The 19681-nt window shown below is 74.2% G+C and carries 20 protein-coding genes; 7 read left to right on the top strand and 13 right to left on the bottom strand.

Going from position 1 to position 19681, the window contains the following annotated elements; translation table 11 throughout:
- Positions 1-395: 395 nt before the first annotated feature.
- From V2S66_RS04155 to V2S66_RS04135, 5 genes are all read right to left on the bottom strand, one after another.
- On the bottom strand, positions 396-2060 hold the full coding sequence (locus tag V2S66_RS04155) for a long-chain fatty acid--CoA ligase (protein WP_330793042.1): 1665 nt from the start codon (positions 2058-2060) through the stop codon (positions 396-398).
- 128 nt (positions 2061-2188) lie between these two features.
- A complete protein-coding gene (locus V2S66_RS04150; protein WP_330793041.1) occupies positions 2189-2713 on the bottom strand; it encodes a SigE family RNA polymerase sigma factor in 525 nt (174 codons plus the stop codon).
- Between the two features lie 211 nt (positions 2714-2924).
- Complete coding sequence (locus tag V2S66_RS04145) at positions 2925-3782, bottom strand: DUF1906 domain-containing protein (protein WP_330793040.1); 858 nt, start codon at positions 3780-3782, stop codon at positions 2925-2927.
- 106 nt (positions 3783-3888) lie between these two features.
- The gene (locus V2S66_RS04140; protein WP_413966280.1) at positions 3889-4908 is read right to left on the bottom strand and encodes a ribokinase; all 1020 of its coding nucleotides are present in this window, start codon (positions 4906-4908) and stop codon (positions 3889-3891) included.
- 146 nt (positions 4909-5054) lie between these two features.
- Entirely contained in the window at positions 5055-5360 is a 306-nt protein-coding gene (locus V2S66_RS04135; protein ID WP_330793038.1) for a hypothetical protein, read from the bottom strand.
- 582 nt (positions 5361-5942) lie between these two features.
- Between V2S66_RS04135 and V2S66_RS04130 the strand changes: the two genes are divergently transcribed.
- Positions 5943-6890, top strand: a complete 948-nt coding sequence (locus V2S66_RS04130; protein ID WP_330793037.1) for an LAETG motif-containing sortase-dependent surface protein — start codon at positions 5943-5945, stop codon at positions 6888-6890.
- A 62-nt stretch (positions 6891-6952) separates the two neighbouring features.
- Here V2S66_RS04130 and V2S66_RS04125 read toward each other — a convergent pair whose 3' ends face one another.
- The 4 genes from V2S66_RS04125 to msrA all read right to left on the bottom strand — a co-directional run bounded on the left by V2S66_RS04125 (position 6953) and on the right by msrA (position 9279).
- A complete protein-coding gene (locus V2S66_RS04125; protein ID WP_330793036.1) occupies positions 6953-7258 on the bottom strand; it encodes a DUF6510 family protein in 306 nt (101 codons plus the stop codon).
- Positions 7259-7263: 5 nt separating this feature from the next.
- Positions 7264-8016 (bottom strand): ferredoxin reductase, encoded by a 753-nt coding sequence (locus V2S66_RS04120; RefSeq protein ID WP_330793035.1) that lies wholly within the window; start codon positions 8014-8016, stop codon positions 7264-7266.
- 40 nt (positions 8017-8056) lie between these two features.
- The gene (locus tag V2S66_RS04115) at positions 8057-8656 is read right to left on the bottom strand and encodes a sulfite oxidase-like oxidoreductase (protein ID WP_330793034.1); all 600 of its coding nucleotides are present in this window, start codon (positions 8654-8656) and stop codon (positions 8057-8059) included.
- Positions 8657-8766: 110 nt separating this feature from the next.
- Complete coding sequence (gene msrA, locus V2S66_RS04110; protein ID WP_330793033.1) at positions 8767-9279, bottom strand: peptide-methionine (S)-S-oxide reductase MsrA; 513 nt, start codon at positions 9277-9279, stop codon at positions 8767-8769.
- A 309-nt stretch (positions 9280-9588) separates the two neighbouring features.
- Between msrA and V2S66_RS04105 the strand changes: the two genes are divergently transcribed.
- The 6 genes from V2S66_RS04105 (at position 9589) to V2S66_RS04080 (ending at position 14415) form a co-directional block, all read left to right on the top strand.
- Complete coding sequence (locus V2S66_RS04105) at positions 9589-10665, top strand: Dyp-type peroxidase (RefSeq protein ID WP_330793235.1); 1077 nt, start codon at positions 9589-9591, stop codon at positions 10663-10665.
- Positions 10666-10735: 70 nt separating this feature from the next.
- The gene (locus V2S66_RS04100) at positions 10736-11542 is read left to right on the top strand and encodes a family 1 encapsulin nanocompartment shell protein (RefSeq protein WP_330793234.1); all 807 of its coding nucleotides are present in this window, start codon (positions 10736-10738) and stop codon (positions 11540-11542) included.
- 91 nt (positions 11543-11633) lie between these two features.
- On the top strand, positions 11634-12248 hold the full coding sequence (locus V2S66_RS04095) for a methylated-DNA--[protein]-cysteine S-methyltransferase (RefSeq protein ID WP_330793032.1): 615 nt from the start codon (positions 11634-11636) through the stop codon (positions 12246-12248).
- 147 nt (positions 12249-12395) lie between these two features.
- A complete protein-coding gene (locus tag V2S66_RS04090; protein ID WP_330793031.1) occupies positions 12396-12848 on the top strand; it encodes an RNA polymerase sigma factor in 453 nt (150 codons plus the stop codon).
- Positions 12845-13456: a methylated-DNA--[protein]-cysteine S-methyltransferase gene (locus tag V2S66_RS04085; RefSeq protein WP_330793030.1), complete on the top strand. Its 612-nt coding sequence runs from the start codon at positions 12845-12847 to the stop codon at positions 13454-13456. Before V2S66_RS04090 ends, V2S66_RS04085 begins: the two co-directional genes overlap by 4 nt.
- 236 nt (positions 13457-13692) lie before the next feature.
- The gene (locus V2S66_RS04080; RefSeq protein WP_330793029.1) at positions 13693-14415 is read left to right on the top strand and encodes a hypothetical protein; all 723 of its coding nucleotides are present in this window, start codon (positions 13693-13695) and stop codon (positions 14413-14415) included.
- 31 nt (positions 14416-14446) lie between these two features.
- On the opposite strand, the gene V2S66_RS04075 is transcribed toward V2S66_RS04080, so the two are convergent.
- The 4 genes from V2S66_RS04075 to V2S66_RS04060 form a co-directional block, all read right to left on the bottom strand.
- On the bottom strand, positions 14447-15307 hold the full coding sequence (locus V2S66_RS04075) for a DinB family protein (RefSeq protein ID WP_330793028.1): 861 nt from the start codon (positions 15305-15307) through the stop codon (positions 14447-14449).
- 181 nt (positions 15308-15488) lie between these two features.
- Positions 15489-17078, bottom strand: a complete 1590-nt coding sequence (locus tag V2S66_RS04070; protein WP_330793027.1) for a M48 family metallopeptidase — start codon at positions 17076-17078, stop codon at positions 15489-15491.
- A 137-nt stretch (positions 17079-17215) separates the two neighbouring features.
- A complete protein-coding gene (locus tag V2S66_RS04065; protein WP_330793026.1) occupies positions 17216-17635 on the bottom strand; it encodes a universal stress protein in 420 nt (139 codons plus the stop codon).
- A 37-nt stretch (positions 17636-17672) separates the two neighbouring features.
- On the bottom strand, positions 17673-19418 hold the full coding sequence (locus tag V2S66_RS04060) for an MDR family MFS transporter (protein ID WP_330793025.1): 1746 nt from the start codon (positions 19416-19418) through the stop codon (positions 17673-17675).
- Positions 19419-19681: the final 263 nt, after the last annotated feature.

Raw genomic sequence — 19681 nt, 5'->3', positions numbered from 1 at the left:
GGGCGTTCACCCGGCGGTGGGCCTGCGGCCCCACCCCGTGGGGCGTTCACCCGGCGGTGACCCGGGGCCCCATCCCGTGGGGCGTTCACCCGGCGGTGGGCCTCCTGCCGGTGACCTGCGGCTCCGCCCCGGTGGGGCGTTCACCCGGCGGTGGGCCTCCTGCCGGTGACCCGAGGCCCCGCCCCGTGGGCGGGCGTTGCGCCGGTGACCCGGGGCCCCGCCCCGGCGGGGCGTTCAGCGGGTGGTGGGCCTCCTGCCGGTGACCCGGGGCCCCGCGCCGGCCGGTGGCCGTTCACCACGGTGGGTGCCCCTGCGGGCCGGTGGGCGCGTGGAGGTTGCGACGGGGCTGGTCGCGGGGTTCCCCGCGCCCCTCAAGGTGCGCGCCCGGGGGCGGGCTACGGGCGCTCGGTGTGGAGGTCGGTGACGTCCAGCTCGCCGGCGGCGTAGGACTTGCGGATGACCTTCTTGTCGAACTTGCCGACGCTGGTCTTCGGGACCGCGGCGACGAGCGCCCAGCGCTCGGGGACCTGCCAGCGGGCGACGCGCGACTCCAGGAAGGCGCGCAGCGCCGCGTAGTCGGCGGTGGCGTCATCGCGCAGCACGACGGTGGCCAGTGGCCGTTCGCCCCAGCGCTCGTCTGGGACGGCGACGACCGCGGCCTCGGTGACGTCCGGGTGGGCCATCAGGTGGTTCTCCAGGTCGACCGAGGAGATCCACTCGCCGCCGGACTTGATGACGTCCTTCGCGCGGTCGGTGAGGGTGAGGTAGCCGTCGTCGGAGATGACGCCGACGTCGCCGGTGCGCAGCCAGCCGTCGGGGCTGAACTTGTCCTCGGGGCGCAGCGGTTCCTCGCCGGCGCCACCGTAGTAGGCGGCGGCGATCCACGGCCCGCGGACCTCCAGCTCGCCGGCCGAGCTGCCGTCCCAGGGCATGACGGAGCCGTCGGGGCCGATCAGCCGCGCCTCGACGGACGCGGGGAAGCGGCCCTGGGTGATCCGGTACGCCCACTCCTCCTCGGCGTCGACGCCGGCCGGCGGGTGGGCGACGGTGCCGAGCGGCGAGGTCTCCGTCATCCCCCAGGCGTGCCGGAGCGTCACGCCGAGCTGCTCGTCGAACGCCTTCATCAGCGACGGCGGGCAGGCCGAACCGCCGATGGTGACATGCTGGAGGCTGGAGACGTCGCGCGGCTTGGCGGTCAGCTCGGCGAGCAGGCCCTGCCAGATGGTCGGCACCGCGGCGGCGTGCGTGGGCCGCTGCGACTCGATCATCTCGGCGAGCGGGCCGGGCTGCAGGAAGCGGTCCGGCATCAGCATGTTGATGCCGGTCATGAAGGCGGCGTGCGGCAGGCCCCAGGCGTTGACGTGGAACATCGGCACGACCGGCAGCGTCGTGTCGTGGCTGGTCATGCCCATCGACTCGGCGGTGTTGACCTGCAGGGAGTGCAGGTAGACCGAACGGTGCGAGTACACCACGCCCTTGGGGTCGCCGGTGGTGCCGGAGGTGTAGCACATGGCCGCGGCCTCGCGCTCGTCCAGCTCGGGCCAGTCGTAGTGCCGGGGGCGGCCGGCCAGCAGGTCCTCGTAGGCGTGCACCGCGGGGCGGCAGCCGTCCAGCAGCGACAGGTCGCCGGGGCCGACCACGACCAGGTGCTCGACCGGTTCCAGCTGCGGCAGCAGCGGGGCGAGCAGCGGCAGGAGGCTGCCGTCGACCAGGATGACGCGGTCCGCGGCGTGGTTGACGATGAAGGTGAGCTGGTCGGCGGGCAGCCGCAGGTTCAGGGTGTGCAGCACCGCGCCCATCGACGGGATGGCGAGGTACGCCTCAAGGTGCTCGGCGTTGTTCCACATCAGGGTCGCGACCCGGTCGCCGCGGTCGACGCGCAGGTCGTCGCGGAGCGCGTGGGCGAGCTGCACCGCGCGCAGGCCGGTCTCGCGGAAGGTCTGCCGCCGCGGTTCGTCCTCCCCGGTCCACGTGGTGACGGTGGAGCGGCCGTGCACCTGCGTCCCGTGCACGAGGATGCGGGTGACGGTCAGCGGGACGTCCTGCATGGTGCTGAGCACAAGGGGCCTCCGGCGACGGCGACGGCGGGATCAGGGCGGACGACAGAGTCGGTTTCCCGCGATTCTGCTGGCATACCGCTTGGTATGTCACTACCCCGCACCGGATCGGTCACCTCGCCCGGCCTGCTTCAGGCCACGCACAGCTCCAGTTCCGGGTCGTCGCGCAGCTTGCCGAGCGCCCGCGACACCGCGCTCTTGACGGTGCCGACCGAGACGCCGAGGGTCTCCGCGGTCTGCACCTCGCTCATGTCCTCGTAGTAGCGCAGCACGACCATCGCGCGCTGGCGCGGGGGCAGCCGCGCTATGGCCCGCAGCAGCGCGTCGCGCTGCGCCTGCTGCTCGGTGAGGTCGGGCTGCGCCGCGGCGGCCGGCTCGGGCAGTTCGTCGGTGGAGAACTCGTCGACCTTGCGCTTGCGCCACTGCGAGGTGCGCGTGTTGACGAGGGTGCGGCGGACGTAGCCGTCGACGGCCCGGTGGTCGTCGATCCGGTCCCAGGCGAGGTAGGTCTTGGTGAGCGCGGTCTGCAGCAGGTCTTCCGCGTCCGCGGGGTTCGGGGTCAGGGCGCGCGCGGTGCGCAGCAGCGTCGGGCCCTTGGTGCGGACGTAGGCCGTGAACTGCGTCGTGTTGGCGCTGGTGCACACAGGCGTGGTCATGGCTCCACGGTAGGAGCCGCGGGGGGTCCGGCGGATCGGCCGGAAGTGCCGAAACGGGATCACTCTCAGGTCGTACGACGGGGGCTGTCCCCACCTCCCGAGGGGTGATCCCGGGGGTCTCTTCCCGCAGGGGATGCACCTGGGGGATGACCCGGAGTCGTCTCCGGGTCGTCCCCCGAACGGGCCGCCCCCGCACCGGTCACGGTGGCGGTCAGCCGACCACGGCGACGGGTGCGTCGACCAGGTCGCGGTCGACGGTCAGGCTCTTGCCGCCGTGCGACTCGGTGACGCTCCCGGTGTACTGGTGGATGCGCGCGTGCGGGGTCCAGGCGGTCGGCGCGAGCGACGGCTCCGCGGTCAGCGTGGCGGCCACGCCCCAGCGGGCGTACCAGATGACGTCGGGCAGCGAGGCGGCTCCGGCGAGACGGGACTGCTCCATCTGCCGGATGCCGGAGTCGGCGCTGCTGTAGAAGCCGGAGAGGTAGCCGGCCGCGTCGACCGCCTGGTCCCAGGCCTGGACGTACTTCAGCGTGGCGCTCGCGCACGCGCTGTCGCCGATGTCGTACGCCTCCATGTCGAGGTACAGCGCGCTGCCCTGCTCCAGGCCGAGCGCCTGGGCGCTGCTCACCGCGTCCTGCCCCTCGGCGGAGCCCTGGGCGCCCGGGTTCGCGGTGTCGATGAGGTACGGGTTCTTGTTGGTGCCGTTGACGCAGGGGCTCTGGGAGCCGACGTAGATGGGCAGCAGGCTCCAGCCCGCGGCGCTGGTCTGCCGTACCCAGTCGGGGGTCAGGTACTTCTGCGAGGAGCAGGCGCGGGCGCGGCCGCCGAAGTAGATGCCGGCCGCGCGGTAGGTGGAGTTCGCGCGCCAGGCGCTCATCGTGGCGAGGTCGGGGGCCTGGCAGGTGTCGAAGCCGTCGCCCTGGAAGATCCGAGCGGCGGCGTGGTGGCCGCGCGGCGCCGGGCCGCCGGGCGCGCCGGCCGCGCCGGCCGCCGTGGCGGTGAGGAGCAGACCGGTCAGCGTCGCCAGTCCGGACAGGAGGAACCGGATAAACGTATTTCTTTCGGTCACCCCGTGAGTCAACGACGCCCGGGGCCGCGGACCACGGAGACACGCCGCCGAGCACCCGTCCGGCGGACCGGGCGGCGGACCGGGCGGGGAGGCCGGGGCGGAGAGGTCAGGGTCGGTCGGCAAGAAGTTTTCCACAGGCTGTGGATGAAAGTTGCGCACCGGCCTCCCCCACGGCCGCCGCGCCCGCCCGCACCGCCCAGCCGACCGCCGCCGCCAGCCCGTCTCCCTCGGCCAGCCGCCACGCCAGCGCGCCGGTGAAGGCGTCGCCCGCACCGGTGGTGTCGACGACCGGCACCCGGACCGCGGGCACCCGCGTCGTACGGCCGCCGCCGCGTCCGCCGTGCGCTCCCCGATCCCCCCGATCCCCCCGCTCGACCAGCACCGCGCCCGCGCCGCCGAGGGTGACCACCGCCGAGCGCACCCCGAGCCGCAGCAACTCCTGGGCGCCGGCGCCCTCCCCGCCGCCCGCACCGCCCAGCCCCTCCGCGCCGCAGAGCCCGGCGAGCAGCGCGCGCATCTCGTGCTCGTTGACCACCAACGGGTCGGCGCGCGCGAGGACTTCGGCCGCATAGCGGCTCGCGGCCAGCGCCTCGGGCGGCGACGGGTTGAGCACCAGGCGCGGGGCCGCGAGCGCCGCCGCCCGGACCGCCTCCGGCGGCACCTCGCACTGCACGGACACCACCCGCGGCCGCTCGCCGGCCGTGATCGCGGCCTCCACCTCGGCGGCGGTCAGCGCGGCGTTGGCGCCGGGCGCGACCACGATGGTGTTCTCGCCGCCCTCGGCCACGGTGATCAGGGCGACGCCGCTCGGCTGCGCCTCGTCCACGGCCAGCGCCGCGGTGTCGACGCCCGCCTCACGCAGCACGCCGGCCAGCAGTTCGCCGTGGGGGTCCCGGCCGACCCGGCCGCAGAAGCCGACGCGGGCGCCGAGCCGGCCGGCCGCGACCGCCTGGTTGGCGCCCTTGCCGCCCGGGTGCACCGCCAGGCCCGACCGGCCGGGCACCGTCTCGCCGAGCACCGTCTCGCCGGGCGCCGGGTGCCGCCGGACCCGTACGACGAGGTCGGCGTTGGCCGAACCGACCACCAGCAGCGTGCGAGCGCTCCCCGTATCCGTCACGTCCTCCATCCTCCCGCGGCCGGGGCGCGCGGTGGCGACTCCCACCGCCACCGCGCGCCCCGGCCGATCGGATCAGGCCCCGCCGGCGGCCCCCCTGGACCCCGGTGCGCCGTGCCACACGGCGCACCGGGCCGAGGAGCCGCGGGCGGGACGGCTCACCGCAGCGGGGAGAAGTGGATGCCGACGTCGTCCTGGTGGATGGCGGTGAACGCGGAACCGGCCACGCTCGCCGTGCTGTTCTGGTTCGAGGCCCCGGCGCCGGTGGCCGCCTGCTGAGTGGTCGTCACGTTGCCGAAGTTGCCCGCGCCGACATTGCCGCCGGAGTTGCTCACCACCGTCGCGTTCGAGTGGCCACCCGCGAAAGCGCCGTCGTCGGCCACGGCGGTGCCGGCGAACAACACCGCCGCGACGGGCAGTGCCGCGACAGCGGCCAGGACACGGACGGTACGGATGCTTGCCATGGTGTTCCCTCCCAGGAAACGGACTGTGCGCTGCGCGGTGCGCGGCCGGCCGACCGGTGCACCGCCGCGGCGCGGTGTCGCATTGGTTCTGTTCGTTCGTTCTGTGCGTGGTGCGGCGTCGCCAGGACGAGAATTGCCCACGCAACGCACCGGGATGCCGCAGCATGATCCTTTTCGCTCGCACGCGTGACGATCTGTCGATAAACCCATTCACTCCGGCTCGCCGGAGCAGTTCGCCGGAATTCGTGCGCCGCCGCGTACAACCATCGGCCCGCGGCATGAGTCGAGATTGCTGAATCTCCGTGGGACACCGCCGCTTTGCGATCGTTCCCACGGAGAGTCAAAAGACCGATCCACAGGGTGGGAGTTCCAGGCAGAAGGCAGCAAACCCGACGTTTGCGCCTGTACAGAAACAAGGTCTGCGGGGCATACTCGGTCGTCCGGCCAACTGGCCGTGGAACACCGAGCTTTCGGCGGCGAGACGCCTCGCAGGCCATCGGGCACGTCGCACGTCAAACGTGGAGTCCTCGCCCGCCTGCCTGCACCTGGCTGCCCGACCAGCATTCAGGGAGCATTACTCAAGTGCGAGCGACAACCAGACGAGCCATAGGCGTTGCTGCCGGCATCGGCTCCATCACGGCGGCCATCACGCTCGGCGGCATCGGCACCGCCTCCGCGTCCGACGACGGCAGCGACTGCGGCCAGACCGCCGGCGTGCAGTACAAGGTCGACGGCGGGCACTGGACGCGGGACGGACGCATCAACGGGGACACCCCGCCGTCCAAGATCACCGTCAAGCTGACGGAGAACCCGGAGGAGGGCTGCCAGTACCGGATCACACTGGCGTCCTACACCGCCGAGGGTCCGTCCTGGGACAGCTCCGGCCTGCAGACGTACCTGACGTCGAAGACGATCACGCTCTACAAGGGCCACACGAAGGACACGCTGGACATCAGCGGGTCCACCCCGACCTGCTTCGGCCAGGTCGACCTGTACGGCAACCCCGAGAACGTCGTGTACGACGGCCAGTCCGGTGAGGGCCACGGCGCGCTCCCGCACTTCCCGGACTCCTACACCCCGCCGCACCTGATCACGGCGTGGAACGGCGGTCACAAGTGCGACGACCAGACGCCGACCCCCACCCCGACCGAGACGACGGACACCCCGACGCCGACGCCGACGGACACCACGGACTCGCCGACCCCGACGCCGACCGACACCACGGACACCCCGACGCCGACGCCGACGGACACCACCGGCACGCCGAGCCCGTCGCCCTCCGTGAGTGACACGGCCTCCCCGTCGCCCTCCGCGAGCACGCCGACCGGCACGCCCACCAGCACCGCGGCCCCGACCGGCACCCCCTCGGTGCCGCCGGCCACCTCGTCCTCGGGCACCGGCAACCTCGCCGAGACCGGCTCCAACAGCTCGCAGAACGTCGCCTTCGCGGGCGGCGGCGCGGCGCTCCTCGTCGCGGGCGGCGCAGCCGTCTACTTCACGCGACGCCGCCGCAGCGGTTCGCACAGCTGACACCTCAGCTGATCGACGGCCGTCCGCCCGGGGTCGACCCCGGGCGGGCGGCCGTCGCCGTGTCAGGGGGCCGCCACCGGAATGGCCAGACAGACGGTGCCGCGCAGGTCGAGCCAGGCCGTCTCCGGGCCGCGGACCAGGCGCAGGACGACCTGGGTGCAGTCGGGGCAGCGGGCGGTGAAGCCCGGCCCGTGGGCGTAGACCCTGAGCATGGCCACCGGGCCTGAGGTGCCGCAGTGGGTGCAGCGGGCCTGGGCGGTGGTGAGGTCGACGGCGAAGAGCTCGGAGAGCGGTCCGGCGAGGGCGTTGCCGTCCTCGTAGGCGCCGTCGTCGTAGCGCACAGCGTTCATGGGGGTCATGGGGTTCATGGGGGTCATCCTCCGGTCGGGCCGAAGCGTTCGGTGCGGATGCGTTCGGGTGCGTGGCCGAGGCCGACGAGGAAGGCGGCGGCCGCCTCGACGAAGCCGGTCGGACCGCAGACGTAGACGGCCGGCTCGAAGTCCGGCGGCCAGCCCCAGGCGACCAGGTCCTGCGGGGTGAGCCGGCCCGCGGCCCTGCCGGCGCCGGGCGGCGCGGTCCTGGTGTAGAGGAGCGTCGTGTCGAGGCCGGGCGCCCCGCGGTCCAGCTCCGCCGCGTAGAGCCGGTCGGCGGGCTCGCGCACCGAGTACAGCAGCCGGAACGGCACCCGGCTGCCCAGCGCCGTACGCACCCGGACCATCGCCATCAGCGGGACGATCCCGGAGCCGCCCGCGACCAGCAGCACCGGCTCGGCCTGCTCCCGCGGCCGCCACACGAACCAGCCGCCCACCGGGCCGCGCACCTCGACCAGGTCGCCGGGGGAGAACACGTCCGCGAGATACGGCGAGACCTCGCCGTCGTCCACGCGCTGCACGGTCAGCTCCACCCGGTCGCCGTCCGGTGCGGACGCCACGGAGTAGCTGCGCTGCGTGCTGTAGCCGTCCTCGGCGGTCAGCCGGACGTCGACGTGCTGCCCCGGCAGGTGCCCCGGCCAGCCGGGGACCCGCAGCACGAGGGTCTCGGCCGAGCGGGACTCGGTGCGCCGGGCCGACAGCTCCGCGGCCCGCCAGCGCAGCGGCAGCTCACGGGTACGCGTGCCTGCGGCCATGCCCGCGCCCGTGCCCGGGTCCACGCGGCCCGCCCTCGCCCTAGTCACCCTGGTAGCGCTGCTCGCGCCACGGGTCGCCGTAGTCGTGGTAGCCGGCGCTCTCCCAGAATCCGGGCTCGTCCTCGGTGCGCAGCTCGATGCCGCGCACCCACTTCGCGGACTTCCACAGATACAGGTGCGGGACCAGCAGGCGGGCGGGACCGCCGTGCTCCGCGGGCAGGTCCCCGCCGTCGTAGCCGTGGGCGATCCACGCCCGGCCGTCGAGCAGGTCCGCCAGCGGCAGGTTCGTGGTGTAGCCGCCGTAGCAGTGGACGAGGGCGAAGTCCGCGGCGGTCGCGACGTCCGCGAGCAGCTCGTCCAGTGAGACGCCCGACCAGTGCGTCCCGAACTTCGACCACTTGGTCACGCAGTGCAGGTCCACGGTCGGCTCCTGCGTGGGCAGCGCGGTGAACCGCGCCCAGTCCCAGGTGTGGCGCGCGCCCGTCTCGGTGGTCACGGTGAACGTCCACTCGTCGCGTGGCACGCGCGGTGTCGGTCCGGCCGAGAGGACCGGGAAGTCGTGGGTCTCGTACTGGCCCGGCGGCAGCCGGTGCCCGGCCGTGGGCCGCCTGCCGTGGAATCCCCGCGAGACGATCGCCATGGCGCACGTCCTTCCTCCCCGCCCACCTCCCAGCATGCGACGTGCCCGCGCCGCCCGCCCACCGGAGGGTGGGACGGGCGGCGCGGGCACAGTCGAGGCCGGTCCTGGGCTCAGCCCTCGGTACGGACCGGCAGCCGCCAGCCGGGCCGCGGGAAGTGGCAGGTGTAGCCGTCGGGGTAGCGCTCCAGGTAGTCCTGGTGCTCCGGCTCGGCCTCCCAGAACGGGCCGACCGGCTCCACCTCGGTGACGACCTTGCCGGGCCACAGCCCGGAGGCGTCCACGTCCGCGATGGTGTCCTCGGCGATCCGCTTCTGCTCGTCGTCCACGTAGTAGATGGCCGACCGGTAGCTCAGACCCATGTCGTTGCCCTGGCGGTTCTTCGTGCTCGGGTCGTGGATCTGGAAGAAGAACTCCAGGATGGCCCGGTAGTCGGTCTGCTCCGGGTCGAAGAGGATCTCGATCGACTCCGCGTGGGTGCCGTGGTTGCGGTAGGTGGCGTGGGGCACGTCACCGCCGCTGTAGCCGACCCGGGTCGCGGTCACTCCCGGCTGCCGCCGGATCAGGTCCTGCATGCCCCAGAAGCATCCGCCTGCCAGCACGGCCCTCTGCGTCTGCGTGGCCATCTCTCATCGCTCCTTCGTCTCCGAGTCCTCTCGCGTTCCTCGTCGCGTCCGAGTCCTCGCCTTCCTCAGCGTCGGCGGGGCCCGGAGTCTTCCCGGGCCCGGGGTGAAACCGCCCACGACCGGGTGACGGCACCCGGCGGACCGCGACCGGTTCCCGCGGACCGCGGGGCCCTCGCTGCGGACCGCGGCCGGTTCGGGCAGACTCCGAGCAGCAGACCTTCACTCCAGGAGGAGCGCTTGACCGCCCCCGCACCGCCCACCGCACCCGCCTCCGCCGCCGCCTCCCCGCCCGCCGCGCCCTCGCCGGCGGTGGGGCCCGGCGCCGCCCCCGGCGCGGCGTCCGCCGCTCCCCGCCCCGACCCCGAGCCGCAGCCGGTGCTCAGCCCGCTGACCACCGCCGCGATCTTCCTGGTCGTGACGGTCGACCCGGGCGGCGAGGACACCGTCCGCGACCTGCTCGAGGACCTGCCGGGGCTGACCCGCGCGGTCGGCTTCGGCAGCCCCGACGGCGCCCTGAGCTGCGTGGCCGGCGTCGGCTCCGACGCCTGGGACCGCCTGTTCGCCGCGCCGCGGCCGGCCGGGCTGCACCCCTTCCGCGCCCTCGACGGCCCGCGCCACCGCGCCCCCGCCACACCCGGCGACCTGCTCTTCCACCTGCGCGCGGGCCGCCTCGACCTGTGCTTCGGGCTGGCCGCGGAGATCATGACGCGGCTGCGCACCGCGGTGACCGTGCGGGACGAGGTGCAGGGCTTCACGTACCAGGACGTCCGCGATCTGCTCGGCTTCGTCGACGGCACCGAGAACCCGGTCGGCGCGGCGGCCCGCGCGGCCGTCCTGATCGGCGAGGAGGACCCGGCGCACGCGGGCGGCTCGTACGTGATCGTGCAGAAGTACCTCCACGACCTGGACGCCTGGAACGCGCTGCCGGTCGAGGCGCAGGAGCGGATCATCGGCCGGACGAAGAGCGGCAACGTCGAGCGGGACGACGAGGGCTCGCACGTCACGCTCAACACGATCACCGGCCCCGACGGCGCGGAGCGGCAGATCCTCCGCGACAACATGCCGTTCGGCAGCCCCGGCCGCGGCGAGTTCGGCACGTACTTCATCGGGTACGCGCGGACCCCGGAGGTCACCGAGGAGATGCTGCGGAACATGTTCCTCGGCGTGCCGCCCACCTCCCACGACCCCATCCTGGACTTCTCGACCGCGCTGACCGGCACCCTCTTCTACGTACCGCCCGCCGGGTTCCTCGACGACCTGCCGCCGCTGCCGGCCGCGGCGACCGCCCCGGCCGCCGCCGCCCCGGCCGCCGACCCCTCTCCCGCCGAGGACCGCGAGCCCGACGGCAGCCTCGGCATCGGCGGCCTGAACCCGCAGAACCGCTAGACGCAGAACCGCTGGACGCAGACCCGCTGGACGCAGAACCGCTGGACGACAGGAACGGAGCATGTCCCCCGTGAACAACCTGCACCGCGAACTCGCCCCCCTCTCCGCTGCCGCCTGGGCCGACCTGGAGGCGGAGGCGCGGCGTACCTTCAAGCGCAACGTCGCCGCCCGGCGGATCGTGGACGTGCCGGAGCCGGCCGGGCCGGAGTTCGCCTCCGTGGCGACCGGCCACCTCGACCCGGTCGTGGCACCCGCGGAGGGCGTCACCGCGCACCTGCGCCGCTCGCAGCCGGTGGTCGAGCTGCGCGTGCCGTTCACCATCGACCGCCGGCAGGCCGACGACGTGGAGCGCGGCGCGAAGGACGCGGACTGGCAGCCGGTGAAGGACGCCGCGAAGGCCCTCGCCTACGCCGAGGACCGGGCGGTCTTCGAGGGCTACCCGGCCGCCGGGATCACCGGCATCAGGGCCGCCTCCTCCAACGCCGAGCTGACGCTGCCCGCGGACGTGCGGGCGTATCCGGACGCGGTCAGCCAGGCCGTCACCGCGCTGCGGCTGGCGGGCGTGGACGGCGCGTACAGCCTGGCGCTGAGCGCGGACGCGTACACCGCGGTCAGTGAGACCTCCGACCACGGCTACCCGATCCACAACCACCTCGCGCGGCTGCTGGACGGCGACATCATCTGGGCGCCGGCGATCGACGGCGCGTTCCTGCTGGCCACCCGCGGCGGCGACTTCGAGCTGCGGCTCGGCCAGGACGTGTCCATCGGCTACCTCGCGCACGACGCGGACACCGTCCAGCTGTACTTCCAGGAGACACTGACCTTCCTCGTCCACACCTCCGAGGCGGGCGTCGCGCTCAAACCCGCCGCGAACTGACCTCACGTTCCGCGCCGCCCGCGCGTCTACGGGGTGACGGCGGCCCGCACGCACCGGGCCGCCGGCCCCCGGCAACCGAGAGGAGCGCGTCATGCCCCGGACACAGACCGACGAGACGATCACCGAGACGCACCCGGAGACGGGATCGGAGACAGGGGCGGCGGCCGCCTCCGGCACCGCGACGACGGCCCCTGGCGGCGGGCCGCGCCACGCCGTCGCCGGCTCGCCGCTCGGCGACCTCGTCCTGGTCGCCGAGGACGGCGCGCTGACCGGCGTCTACTTCGCGCACCAGCACCGCGGCCGCCCCGGGCCGGAGAAGCTGGGCGAGCGCGCGGACGGCGAGCCGGTGCTCGCCGAGGCGCGGCGGCAGCTGGCCGAGTTCTTCGCGGGCGGGCGGCGGGAGTTCGCGCTGCCGCTGGCGGCCAGGGGCGACGACTTCCAGCGGCGGGTGTGGGACCTGATCGCCGCGATCCCGTACGGCGCCACCCGCACCTACGGCGACCTGGCCGGGGACCTGGGCGACCGGCTGCTGGCGCAGGCCGTCGGCACGGCGGTCGGCCGCAATCCGCTGAGCCTGGTCGTGGCGTGCCACCGGGTGGTGGGCGCGGGCGGGAAGCTGACCGGGTACGCGGGCGGTCTGGACCGCAAGCGGTTCCTGCTGGACCTGGAGGAGCCCGCGGGGGAGCGGGAGTCCCGGCTTTTCTGAGCGGAGGGCTCACGTTTGCCGCGCCCGGAGCGTCTACCCGGTGTGAGTACGCCCAGCACGCACAGCACGTCCCGCGCCCGCACGCGCACCCGCGCTCGCACCGCCGGCGGGCCGCCCAGTGCCGCGAAGCCGCCGTTCGAGCGGGTCGTGACCGAGCACGGCCCGATGGTGCTGCGCGTCGTGCGGGCCGTGGTCGGGCCGCACGACGCCGAGGACGCCTGGTCCGAGACGTTCGTGGCGGCGCTGCGCGCCTACCCGGAGCTGCCCGCCGGCGCGAACGTCGAGGCGTGGCTGGTGACCATCGCCCACCGCAAGGCCCTCGACGTGGTGCGCGGCGCCGCGCGGCGGGCCCTGCCGGTCGGCGAGCTCCCGGACCGGCCGGGCCGCGACGGCCGGCCCGAGGACTGGGACCCGGACCTGTGGCGGGCGCTCGCAGAGCTGCCGCCCCGCCAGCGGCAGGCGGTGGCCTACCACTACCTGGCCGGCCTGCCGTACGCGGAGATCGCCGCGCTCACCGGCGGCAGCACCGACGCGGCGCGCAGGGCCGGCGCGGACGGCATCAGGACCCTGCGCCGCACCTACCTGAAGGAGGAGAGATGAGCGATGTCTTCGCGGGGCTGCCCGCCGACGACCCGGACACGATGGCGCGGCTGCGCACCCGGCTGGCGGCGCGCGCCGGGCACGAGGACCTGCTCGACGTCGCCTACCGCACGCTCGACACCCCGGCGGGCACGCTGCTGCTCGCCGCGACCGGCCTGGGCCTGGTCAGGATCGCGTACGCGGTGCAGGACCACGACGCGGCGCTGCAGCAGCTCGCCGACCTGGTCAGCCCGCGCGTGCTGCACGCGCCCGGCCGCCTGGACGAGGCCGCCCGGCAGATCGACGCGTACTTCGCGCGCCGCCGCACCGGCTTCGACCTGCCGCTCGACCGGCGGCTGTCGAAGGGCTTCCGGCGTGACGTGCTGACCCGCCTGCTCGACATCCCCTACGGCGGCACCTCCTCCTACGCGCAGGTCGCCGCCGCCGCGGGCCGCCCCCGCGCCTTCCGCGCGGCCGGAACCGCCTGTGCCACCAACCCTCTGCCGCTGGTCGTGCCGTGCCACCGCGTGGTCCGCTCCGACGGCGCCGCCGGCTCCTACGCGGGCGGCGAACCCGCCAAGCACCTGCTGCTCGACCTGGAATCCGCCGCCGCCGGCCCGGCCGGCTGAGCGCCGGCACAGGTCCCCGGGGTGCCCCCGGCGAGGGGCGACCCGGCCCCGGGACCGTCCGGTCCGGCAGTCGCCACCGGCGGTTTCCGGCCGTTCTGGAACGACTCAGGCAAGCGGGTCGTACCCGTCGCCATGCGGACATAGGCTCTGCTGGCCCGGTGCGCGGTGATGCGCGCCGGTACGCCGGATACATGACAAGCCGGCTCCGGGGGGAGCCGACTGGGGGGAGCAGGACTGTGCCGTTTCTCGACGACTGTGCCCGATCGACGCTGGGCACTCCCACGGAGATCAACTACCCGCAGCTGATCGCCGCCGACCGCGGCGACCTCGAACTGCTGAAGCGCCACACCACCCACACGCTGGGACGGCTGCTGCGCCGGCAGGCGGCCCTCCAGGCGCTGCACGACCGGGGCCGCAGCGCCGACCTGCTGGCCTACACGAACGCCGAGCCCGGCTACCTGGCGTCGACCGGGCTGCCGATCCGGTCGTCGCACTCGGGCCGCCCGATCGACAACGGCCTGCCGCAGGGCCCCTACACGGCGCCGCCGCCCGCCGCCACCGCCGGAATCCGGGGCCGGGCCAACTACGCCTGGCTCAAGGAGAGCGTGACCGCGCACACCACGCACCCGGCGGCCGCCACCGGCCTCACGACGGACCTGAACCGGGTGCCGTCGTACTTCGAGTTCCACATCTCGACGATCCACTCCCGGGGCAACGGCCAGGCGCTGCTGGAGGGCGGCAGGCTGGTGTACGACCCGTTCAACCACCGGATCTTCCTCTCCGCCCACTACGTCGCGGAGTTCGAGCTGATCAACCTGCCGGCGGTGACGGCCGACCCCGCGTACGCCGCGCTCGACCAGCGCATCCAGGCGTACGCGAACGCCCAGGTGGGCGGGCTGCCGCCGTGGGCGAACCTCTACATCGACCTGGACATCGAGATGGCGAACGACCAGCTCTGAGAGGGCGGCTGCCGCGCGGAGCCGCCCTCGGTCAGGTCGCCTGGCCCTGACCGCTCGGCAGCCGAACCGTCTTCATGAACCGCGGCAGCAGCCACGGGCGGGGGCCGCTCACCCGGACGCGCCGGGTGAGCGCCGCCCTGGCGTGGCTGATCCGGCCGAAGAGCATCAGGTTCAGCGTTGTCGGGTCGAAGGTGAGCCGCACGTCGTCGTCGGCGCGCGGCCGTTCGACGCTGACCACGCCGCGGTGCAGGGCGAACGTGGTCGTGGTGGTGTGGCGCGAGCGGAACTGCACGGTGATCCGCCGCTCGCTGGGGGGCCCGCCGCCGTCGACGAGGTGGCCGTACCCGTTGCCGATGACGCCGGTCAGGAACGCCTCGGGGAAGTGCGCGGCGTCCGCCGGGTCGATGGTCCACGGCAGGCGGTTCGCGCGGGCGACGTCCCAGCCGTGGATGTGGAGCTCGTTCATCAGGTGGGCGAGCAGCCCGGCGACGGGGACCCGTGAGTCGCCCAGCCAGGGCCGCGTGCTCGTGAAGTCGACGTCGGCGGAGGCCCGCAGCAGCTCCCCCACCTCGGCGTCCAGCCGGTCCAGCACGTACGGGACGCGGCGCTCGCGGTAGACGCGCAGCGTCGCGGCGTTGAAGTGGTGCACGGTGTCCACCGTCGAGGCCCGCCAGGCGTCGCCCACCTCGGGGAACGCGTCGTCGGCGAGGCCGTCGTGCAGCAGCGCCGTGTACATCGCGGCGATCGCCGTCACGTGCGCGGCGGTGTCCGCCGCGTTCCAGTGCGCGGTGGCCATCCGGCCCGGATCAGCGGCCGCCACCATCCCGGCGAACTCCTTGTGCACCTTCTCCAGCGAACTCCTGATCGCCAACCACCGCTCGTGCGTGACCATCCCGCCCGCTCCCCCGTATCGGCACCCCCGGCCGCCCCAGCGAATCCCATCCACCCGCCCCCCGGCTTCTCCCACATTGCCGACTCCCACCCCAGCGCCCCCAGGGGCGCGAGGAACGGCGCGGGCGACCCCACCGGCCGCGAGCCGGGAACACCGCAGAAGCCCGACGGCGCAGCCGCGCCTAGACCCGCGCGAGCAAAGCTCGCAGCGCCGTGGTGTCCGGGGCATCAGCGACAGCGGAGTCGATCGCGTCGTCCATCCCCTTCTCCCACTCCTCCGGGAGCGCCAGTCCGGGCCGCCCGGACCAGGCGATGTCCGCGGTCGCGACCCCCGCGGCGGCGAGCCGCAGATGCACCAGGCCCGCGACCGCGTCGAACACCTTGGGCCGGACGAAGTTGCGGGCCGACTCCCCGACGAGCCGCGACGCCCGTTCGGACTTCGGGATGCGGTCGGCGACCGCCATCCACAGCAGCCCGCGGTCGAATGCGTCGAGCACCTCCTCCAGGCCGGGCAGCTCGGCGTCGCCCACCTCCTCGGCGGGGCCGCGGCGCGGCGCGGACGCGGGCGTGTCGCCCTCGGCGCGCAGCGCCCTCGCGACCGCGAGCCGCAGCGGCCGCGACCATCCCTCCGCGTCGGCGAGGGCCCGGGCCATGACGAGGTCGTCCCAGCTCATGCGGCGCAGCGTCGCCGCCTCCGGGGGCAGCGTGTGCGCCTCCAGCTCGGCGAACACGCGGTCCGGATCGCGCAGCAGGGTGCGCGCCGCCGCCTCCTCGCCCCTCCCGGGGCCGGCGGCCTCGTCGGCGGGAAGCGCCTCGATCAGGGCGACGCGCTCCGCGGTCGGCGGGTGCGAGTCGTACCGGTGCGGGCGCGGCGGACGCTGCCCCGCGGACAGGGCGGCCAGCCGCTCTCCCGGCCGGGCGTCGAGCATCCGCAGGAACCCGCCGTGCACCTCGCCCGCCGCCGGCAGCGCGCCGAGCGCCCGGCCCATGCCGGCGTACGTCTCGACGTAGTGGGAGTGCGCCGCGTTCAGGACCGGGAGCGCGCGCAGCGCGGAGGCCGTCGCGTCCCGGCCGGCGTGCCGGGCGGAGACCTGGTCCGCGGCGAGTTCCTGGTGCCGGGCGACGGACTGCGAGGAGCGCAGGAACATCCGCGCGTACCCGACGTAGACGCTGCCGATCACGTACTGCAGACGGGTGCCGCCCTCGCCGAAGGCGTCGACGGTGTGCAGCACGGCCTCCCTGCCGCGCATGGTGACGCTGCCGAGCCGGGTGTCGAGGTTGCCGTAGTGGCCGAACTCGTGGGCCAGCACGGCGCGCAGCTGCGGGACGGTCAGCCCGGCGAGCAGCGGCAGGCCCAGCACCATGCGCCGCCGGCCGGCCACCAGCCCCAGCAGGCGGCTGTGTTCGGCGACGCCCGCGTTGACGTCGGCGTCGAGGTACAGCTCGTCCGGCGGCCGCTCCCCCGTCGCCTCGGCGGCGGCCCGCACCTGTTCCCACAGCTCGGGCTGGTCCTCGGGCGTGACGGCGACGCTGCCCCGCACCGGCCGCAGCCGGCCCGCGCGGAGGAAGGCGGCCATGCCCCGCAGGATCGTCACCGCCGCCAGCAGCGTGGCCATCACGACGGTGCCCTCGAACCAGGCCGCCCCGGCGGTGAAGAGCCGCGTCAGGAGCAGCCAGTCGAGCACGGCCATGCCCGCGAGCAGGCCCACGCCCAGCAGGTAGAAGCCGCCGAGCAGCACGAGCGCGCGAAAAGCGCGCAGCCGGAAGGTCATCGCGAGGTCCCCCCACAGGACGCGGCCGGCCCCGTCAGGCCGGCACGGCTCGCGGAGCATATCCCCACCGGTCGCACCGCCGCGGCGGCCCCCCGCCGGGACGACGCGGACGCGGCCGCGGCCCACCGGCGACCGCCCTACGGAACGACCACCACCGGCCACCGCCCCGCCGTGACCAGGCGCGCCCCCACCGCCCCGCCCAGCCGGTGGAGGAGCCGGACCGACGCCCCGACCACCACTGTGTCCGCGCGCCGCGCCGTGGCGACCTCGGTGATCCCGGCGACCGCGGCGCCCGGGGGCAGGACGGTGAACTCCCAGCGCAGCGACCGCGCCTCGGCCATGCATCCGAGCCCCTCGGCCATCCGCTCGCTCAGCCGGGCCGCCGCGACCCGGTCGCAGTCGCCCGCCATCCAGCTCACGCCGGCCAGCCCGGCGACCACGTGCACGGGCAGCACGTGGAGCACGACGAGCAGCGCCCGCTGCCGCCGCGCCAGCCCGACCGCGTAGGCGGCGGCGCGCCAGGAGGAGTCGGAGCCGTCCAGTCCGACGACGACCACTCTGTCGCCGTCGGCACCTTGGGGACGCACGGTGGTGCTATGCCTCGGGGTCGCCGCTCTTCGGCGCGGCCTCGGGCGCGTCAGGGGCCGCCGGGCCGGCGGGCCCGCCGGGGGCTGCCCCGGGCGACGCCACCGCCGGCTTCGGGGTCTCCGCGAACGCCGCCGCCGTCGTCCGCAGCGGCACCTCCTTGATCATCAGCGACAGCACGAGCGCGATGACCAGGACGCACGCCCCGACGAGGAACGCCACGTTGATCGCGTCGGTGAAGCCGACCTTGAAGGGGTGCGCGAGCACGGAGTCGATGCGGGAGAGGTAGGACGTGTCGTTGAGCGACCCGGAACCCCCGCCGGACGAGGCCGAGGTGAGCGTCTTGAGCTGGTCCGGGTGGGCCTTCGCGGCCTGCTGGAAGGCCGCGCTGCCGCGCGCGTCCGCGAACGCCGAGCCGATCTTGTCGCCGACCACCGAGTAGACGATGGACAGGAACACGGCGACGCCGAGCGTGCCGCCCATCTGCCGGAAGAAGGTGGTGGAGGAGGTCGCGACGCCGATGTCACGCGGCGGCACGGCGTTCTGCATGGCGAGCACGATCGTCTGCATGTTGAGGCCGAGGCCGGCGCCGACGACGAACATCGACAGGTCCACGTAGAGCAGGCTGCTGTCCGCCGACAGCTGCCACAGCATGAGCATGCCGCCGACCAGCAGCACGCACCCGATCACCGGGAAGATCTTGTAGCGGCCGGTGCGGGAGGTGACCTGGCCCGAGACCATCGACAGGATCATGATGCCGAGCACCAGCGGGAGCGTCAGCAGGCCCGCCTTGGTGGGCGAGTTGCCCTTCACCAGCTGGAGGTAGAGCGGCAGCAGGGTGATGCCGCCGAACATCCCGATGCCGATGATCGCGGACTGCGCCGAGCCGACCGCGAAGACGCCGTTGCGGAACAGCCGCAGCGGCAGCAGCGCCTCGTCGCCCGCCTTGCGCTCGGCGAGGAGGAAGCCCACGATGCCGACCGCGCCGATCACGTAGCAGGCGAAGGCGGTGGTGCTGCCCCAGCCCCACTCGCGGCCCTGCTCGGCGACGATCAGCAGCGGCACCAGCGCCACGATCAGCGCGACGGCGCCGGGGTAGTCGATCCGGTGGGCGCGGCGCTCCTGCTTCACGTGCAGCACACGGGCCACGACGATCAGCGCGAGCACGCCGATCGGCACGTTGAGCAGGAAGATCCAGCGCCAGCCGTCGATGCCGAGCAGCTGGTCCTGGCCGGCCAGCGCGCCGCCGACGACCGGGCCCAGCACGCTGGAGGTGCCGAAGACCGCCATGAAGTAGCCCTGGTAGCGGGCGCGTTGGCGCGGCGGAATGATGTCGCCGATGATCGCCAGCGCGAGCGAGAAGAGGCCGCCGGCCCCGATCCCCTGGAACGCGCGGAAGGCGGCGAGCATGTACATCGACGTCGACAGCATGCACAGCGCCGAGCCGACGATGAAGACCGCGATGGCGAAGAGGAAGAACGGCTTGCGGCCGTACTGGTCGCCGAGCTTGCCGTACAGCGGCGTCGCGATCGTCGAGGTGATCAGGAACGCGGTGGTCACCCACGCCTGCGCGGTCAGCCCGTTGAGGCTCTCGCCGATCTTGTAGATCGCCGTGGAGACGACCGTCTGGTCCAGCGCCGCCAGGAACATGCCGAGCAGCAGGCCGGAAAGGATCACCAGAATCTGACGGTGGGTGTACGCCGACGGCGGCGCCGCCTCGGTGCCGGGCGACGCGGCTTCTGCTTGAGCACTCATCGAGCTGCTTCCTCCTGGCTGTCCGGACAGGCGCCGGGACTGGGTCCACGGGTGCGGTAGGGGTCCGCAGGGGTTGCGCTCCGGCCGCGGTGCGACCCTTGCTTGCCCAGGGCAACGTTACGCCTGGTGGGGCCCGGGGCAGAGATCGGCTGTGGACAACGTCGGCGCCTGCTGGCTGTTCACCGCGGACGTCCGGGGTCGGGGGCGGCCGGGAGGGGCCCTCCGCGGACCGGTTCGGCGCGGGTCAGCGGGCGCGGGGCCGG

The organism is Actinacidiphila polyblastidii (genome assembly GCF_036353415.1).
Taxonomy (GTDB): Bacteria; Actinomycetota; Actinomycetes; order Streptomycetales; family Streptomycetaceae; genus Actinacidiphila; species Actinacidiphila polyblastidii.
Note: the sequence above shows the minus strand (reverse complement) of the source record. Positions and strands in the feature narration are given on the sequence as shown.

Coding starts and splice junctions, on each gene's coding strand:
- V2S66_RS04135 (WP_330793038.1), bottom strand. CDS start 5,360: ATGGCAAGCATCCGTACCGTCCGTGTCCTGGCCGCTGTCGCGGCACTG.
- V2S66_RS04070 (WP_330793027.1), bottom strand. CDS start 17,078: ATGACCTTCCGGCTGCGCGCTTTTCGCGCGCTCGTGCTGCTCGGCGGC.
- V2S66_RS04125 (WP_330793036.1), bottom strand. CDS start 7,258: ATGAACCCCATGACCCCCATGAACGCTGTGCGCTACGACGACGGCGCC.
- V2S66_RS04095 (WP_330793032.1), top strand. CDS start 11,634: ATGCCCCGGACACAGACCGACGAGACGATCACCGAGACGCACCCGGAG.
- V2S66_RS04115 (WP_330793034.1), bottom strand. CDS start 8,656: ATGGCGATCGTCTCGCGGGGATTCCACGGCAGGCGGCCCACGGCCGGG.
- V2S66_RS04060 (WP_330793025.1), bottom strand. CDS start 19,418: ATGAGTGCTCAAGCAGAAGCCGCGTCGCCCGGCACCGAGGCGGCGCCG.
- V2S66_RS04150 (WP_330793041.1), bottom strand. CDS start 2,713: ATGACCACGCCTGTGTGCACCAGCGCCAACACGACGCAGTTCACGGCC.
- msrA (WP_330793033.1), bottom strand. CDS start 9,279: ATGGCCACGCAGACGCAGAGGGCCGTGCTGGCAGGCGGATGCTTCTGG.
- V2S66_RS04085 (WP_330793030.1), top strand. CDS start 12,845: ATGAGCGATGTCTTCGCGGGGCTGCCCGCCGACGACCCGGACACGATG.
- V2S66_RS04140 (WP_413966280.1), bottom strand. CDS start 4,908: ATGGAGGACGTGACGGATACGGGGAGCGCTCGCACGCTGCTGGTGGTC.
- V2S66_RS04075 (WP_330793028.1), bottom strand. CDS start 15,307: ATGGTCACGCACGAGCGGTGGTTGGCGATCAGGAGTTCGCTGGAGAAG.
- V2S66_RS04120 (WP_330793035.1), bottom strand. CDS start 8,016: ATGGCCGCAGGCACGCGTACCCGTGAGCTGCCGCTGCGCTGGCGGGCC.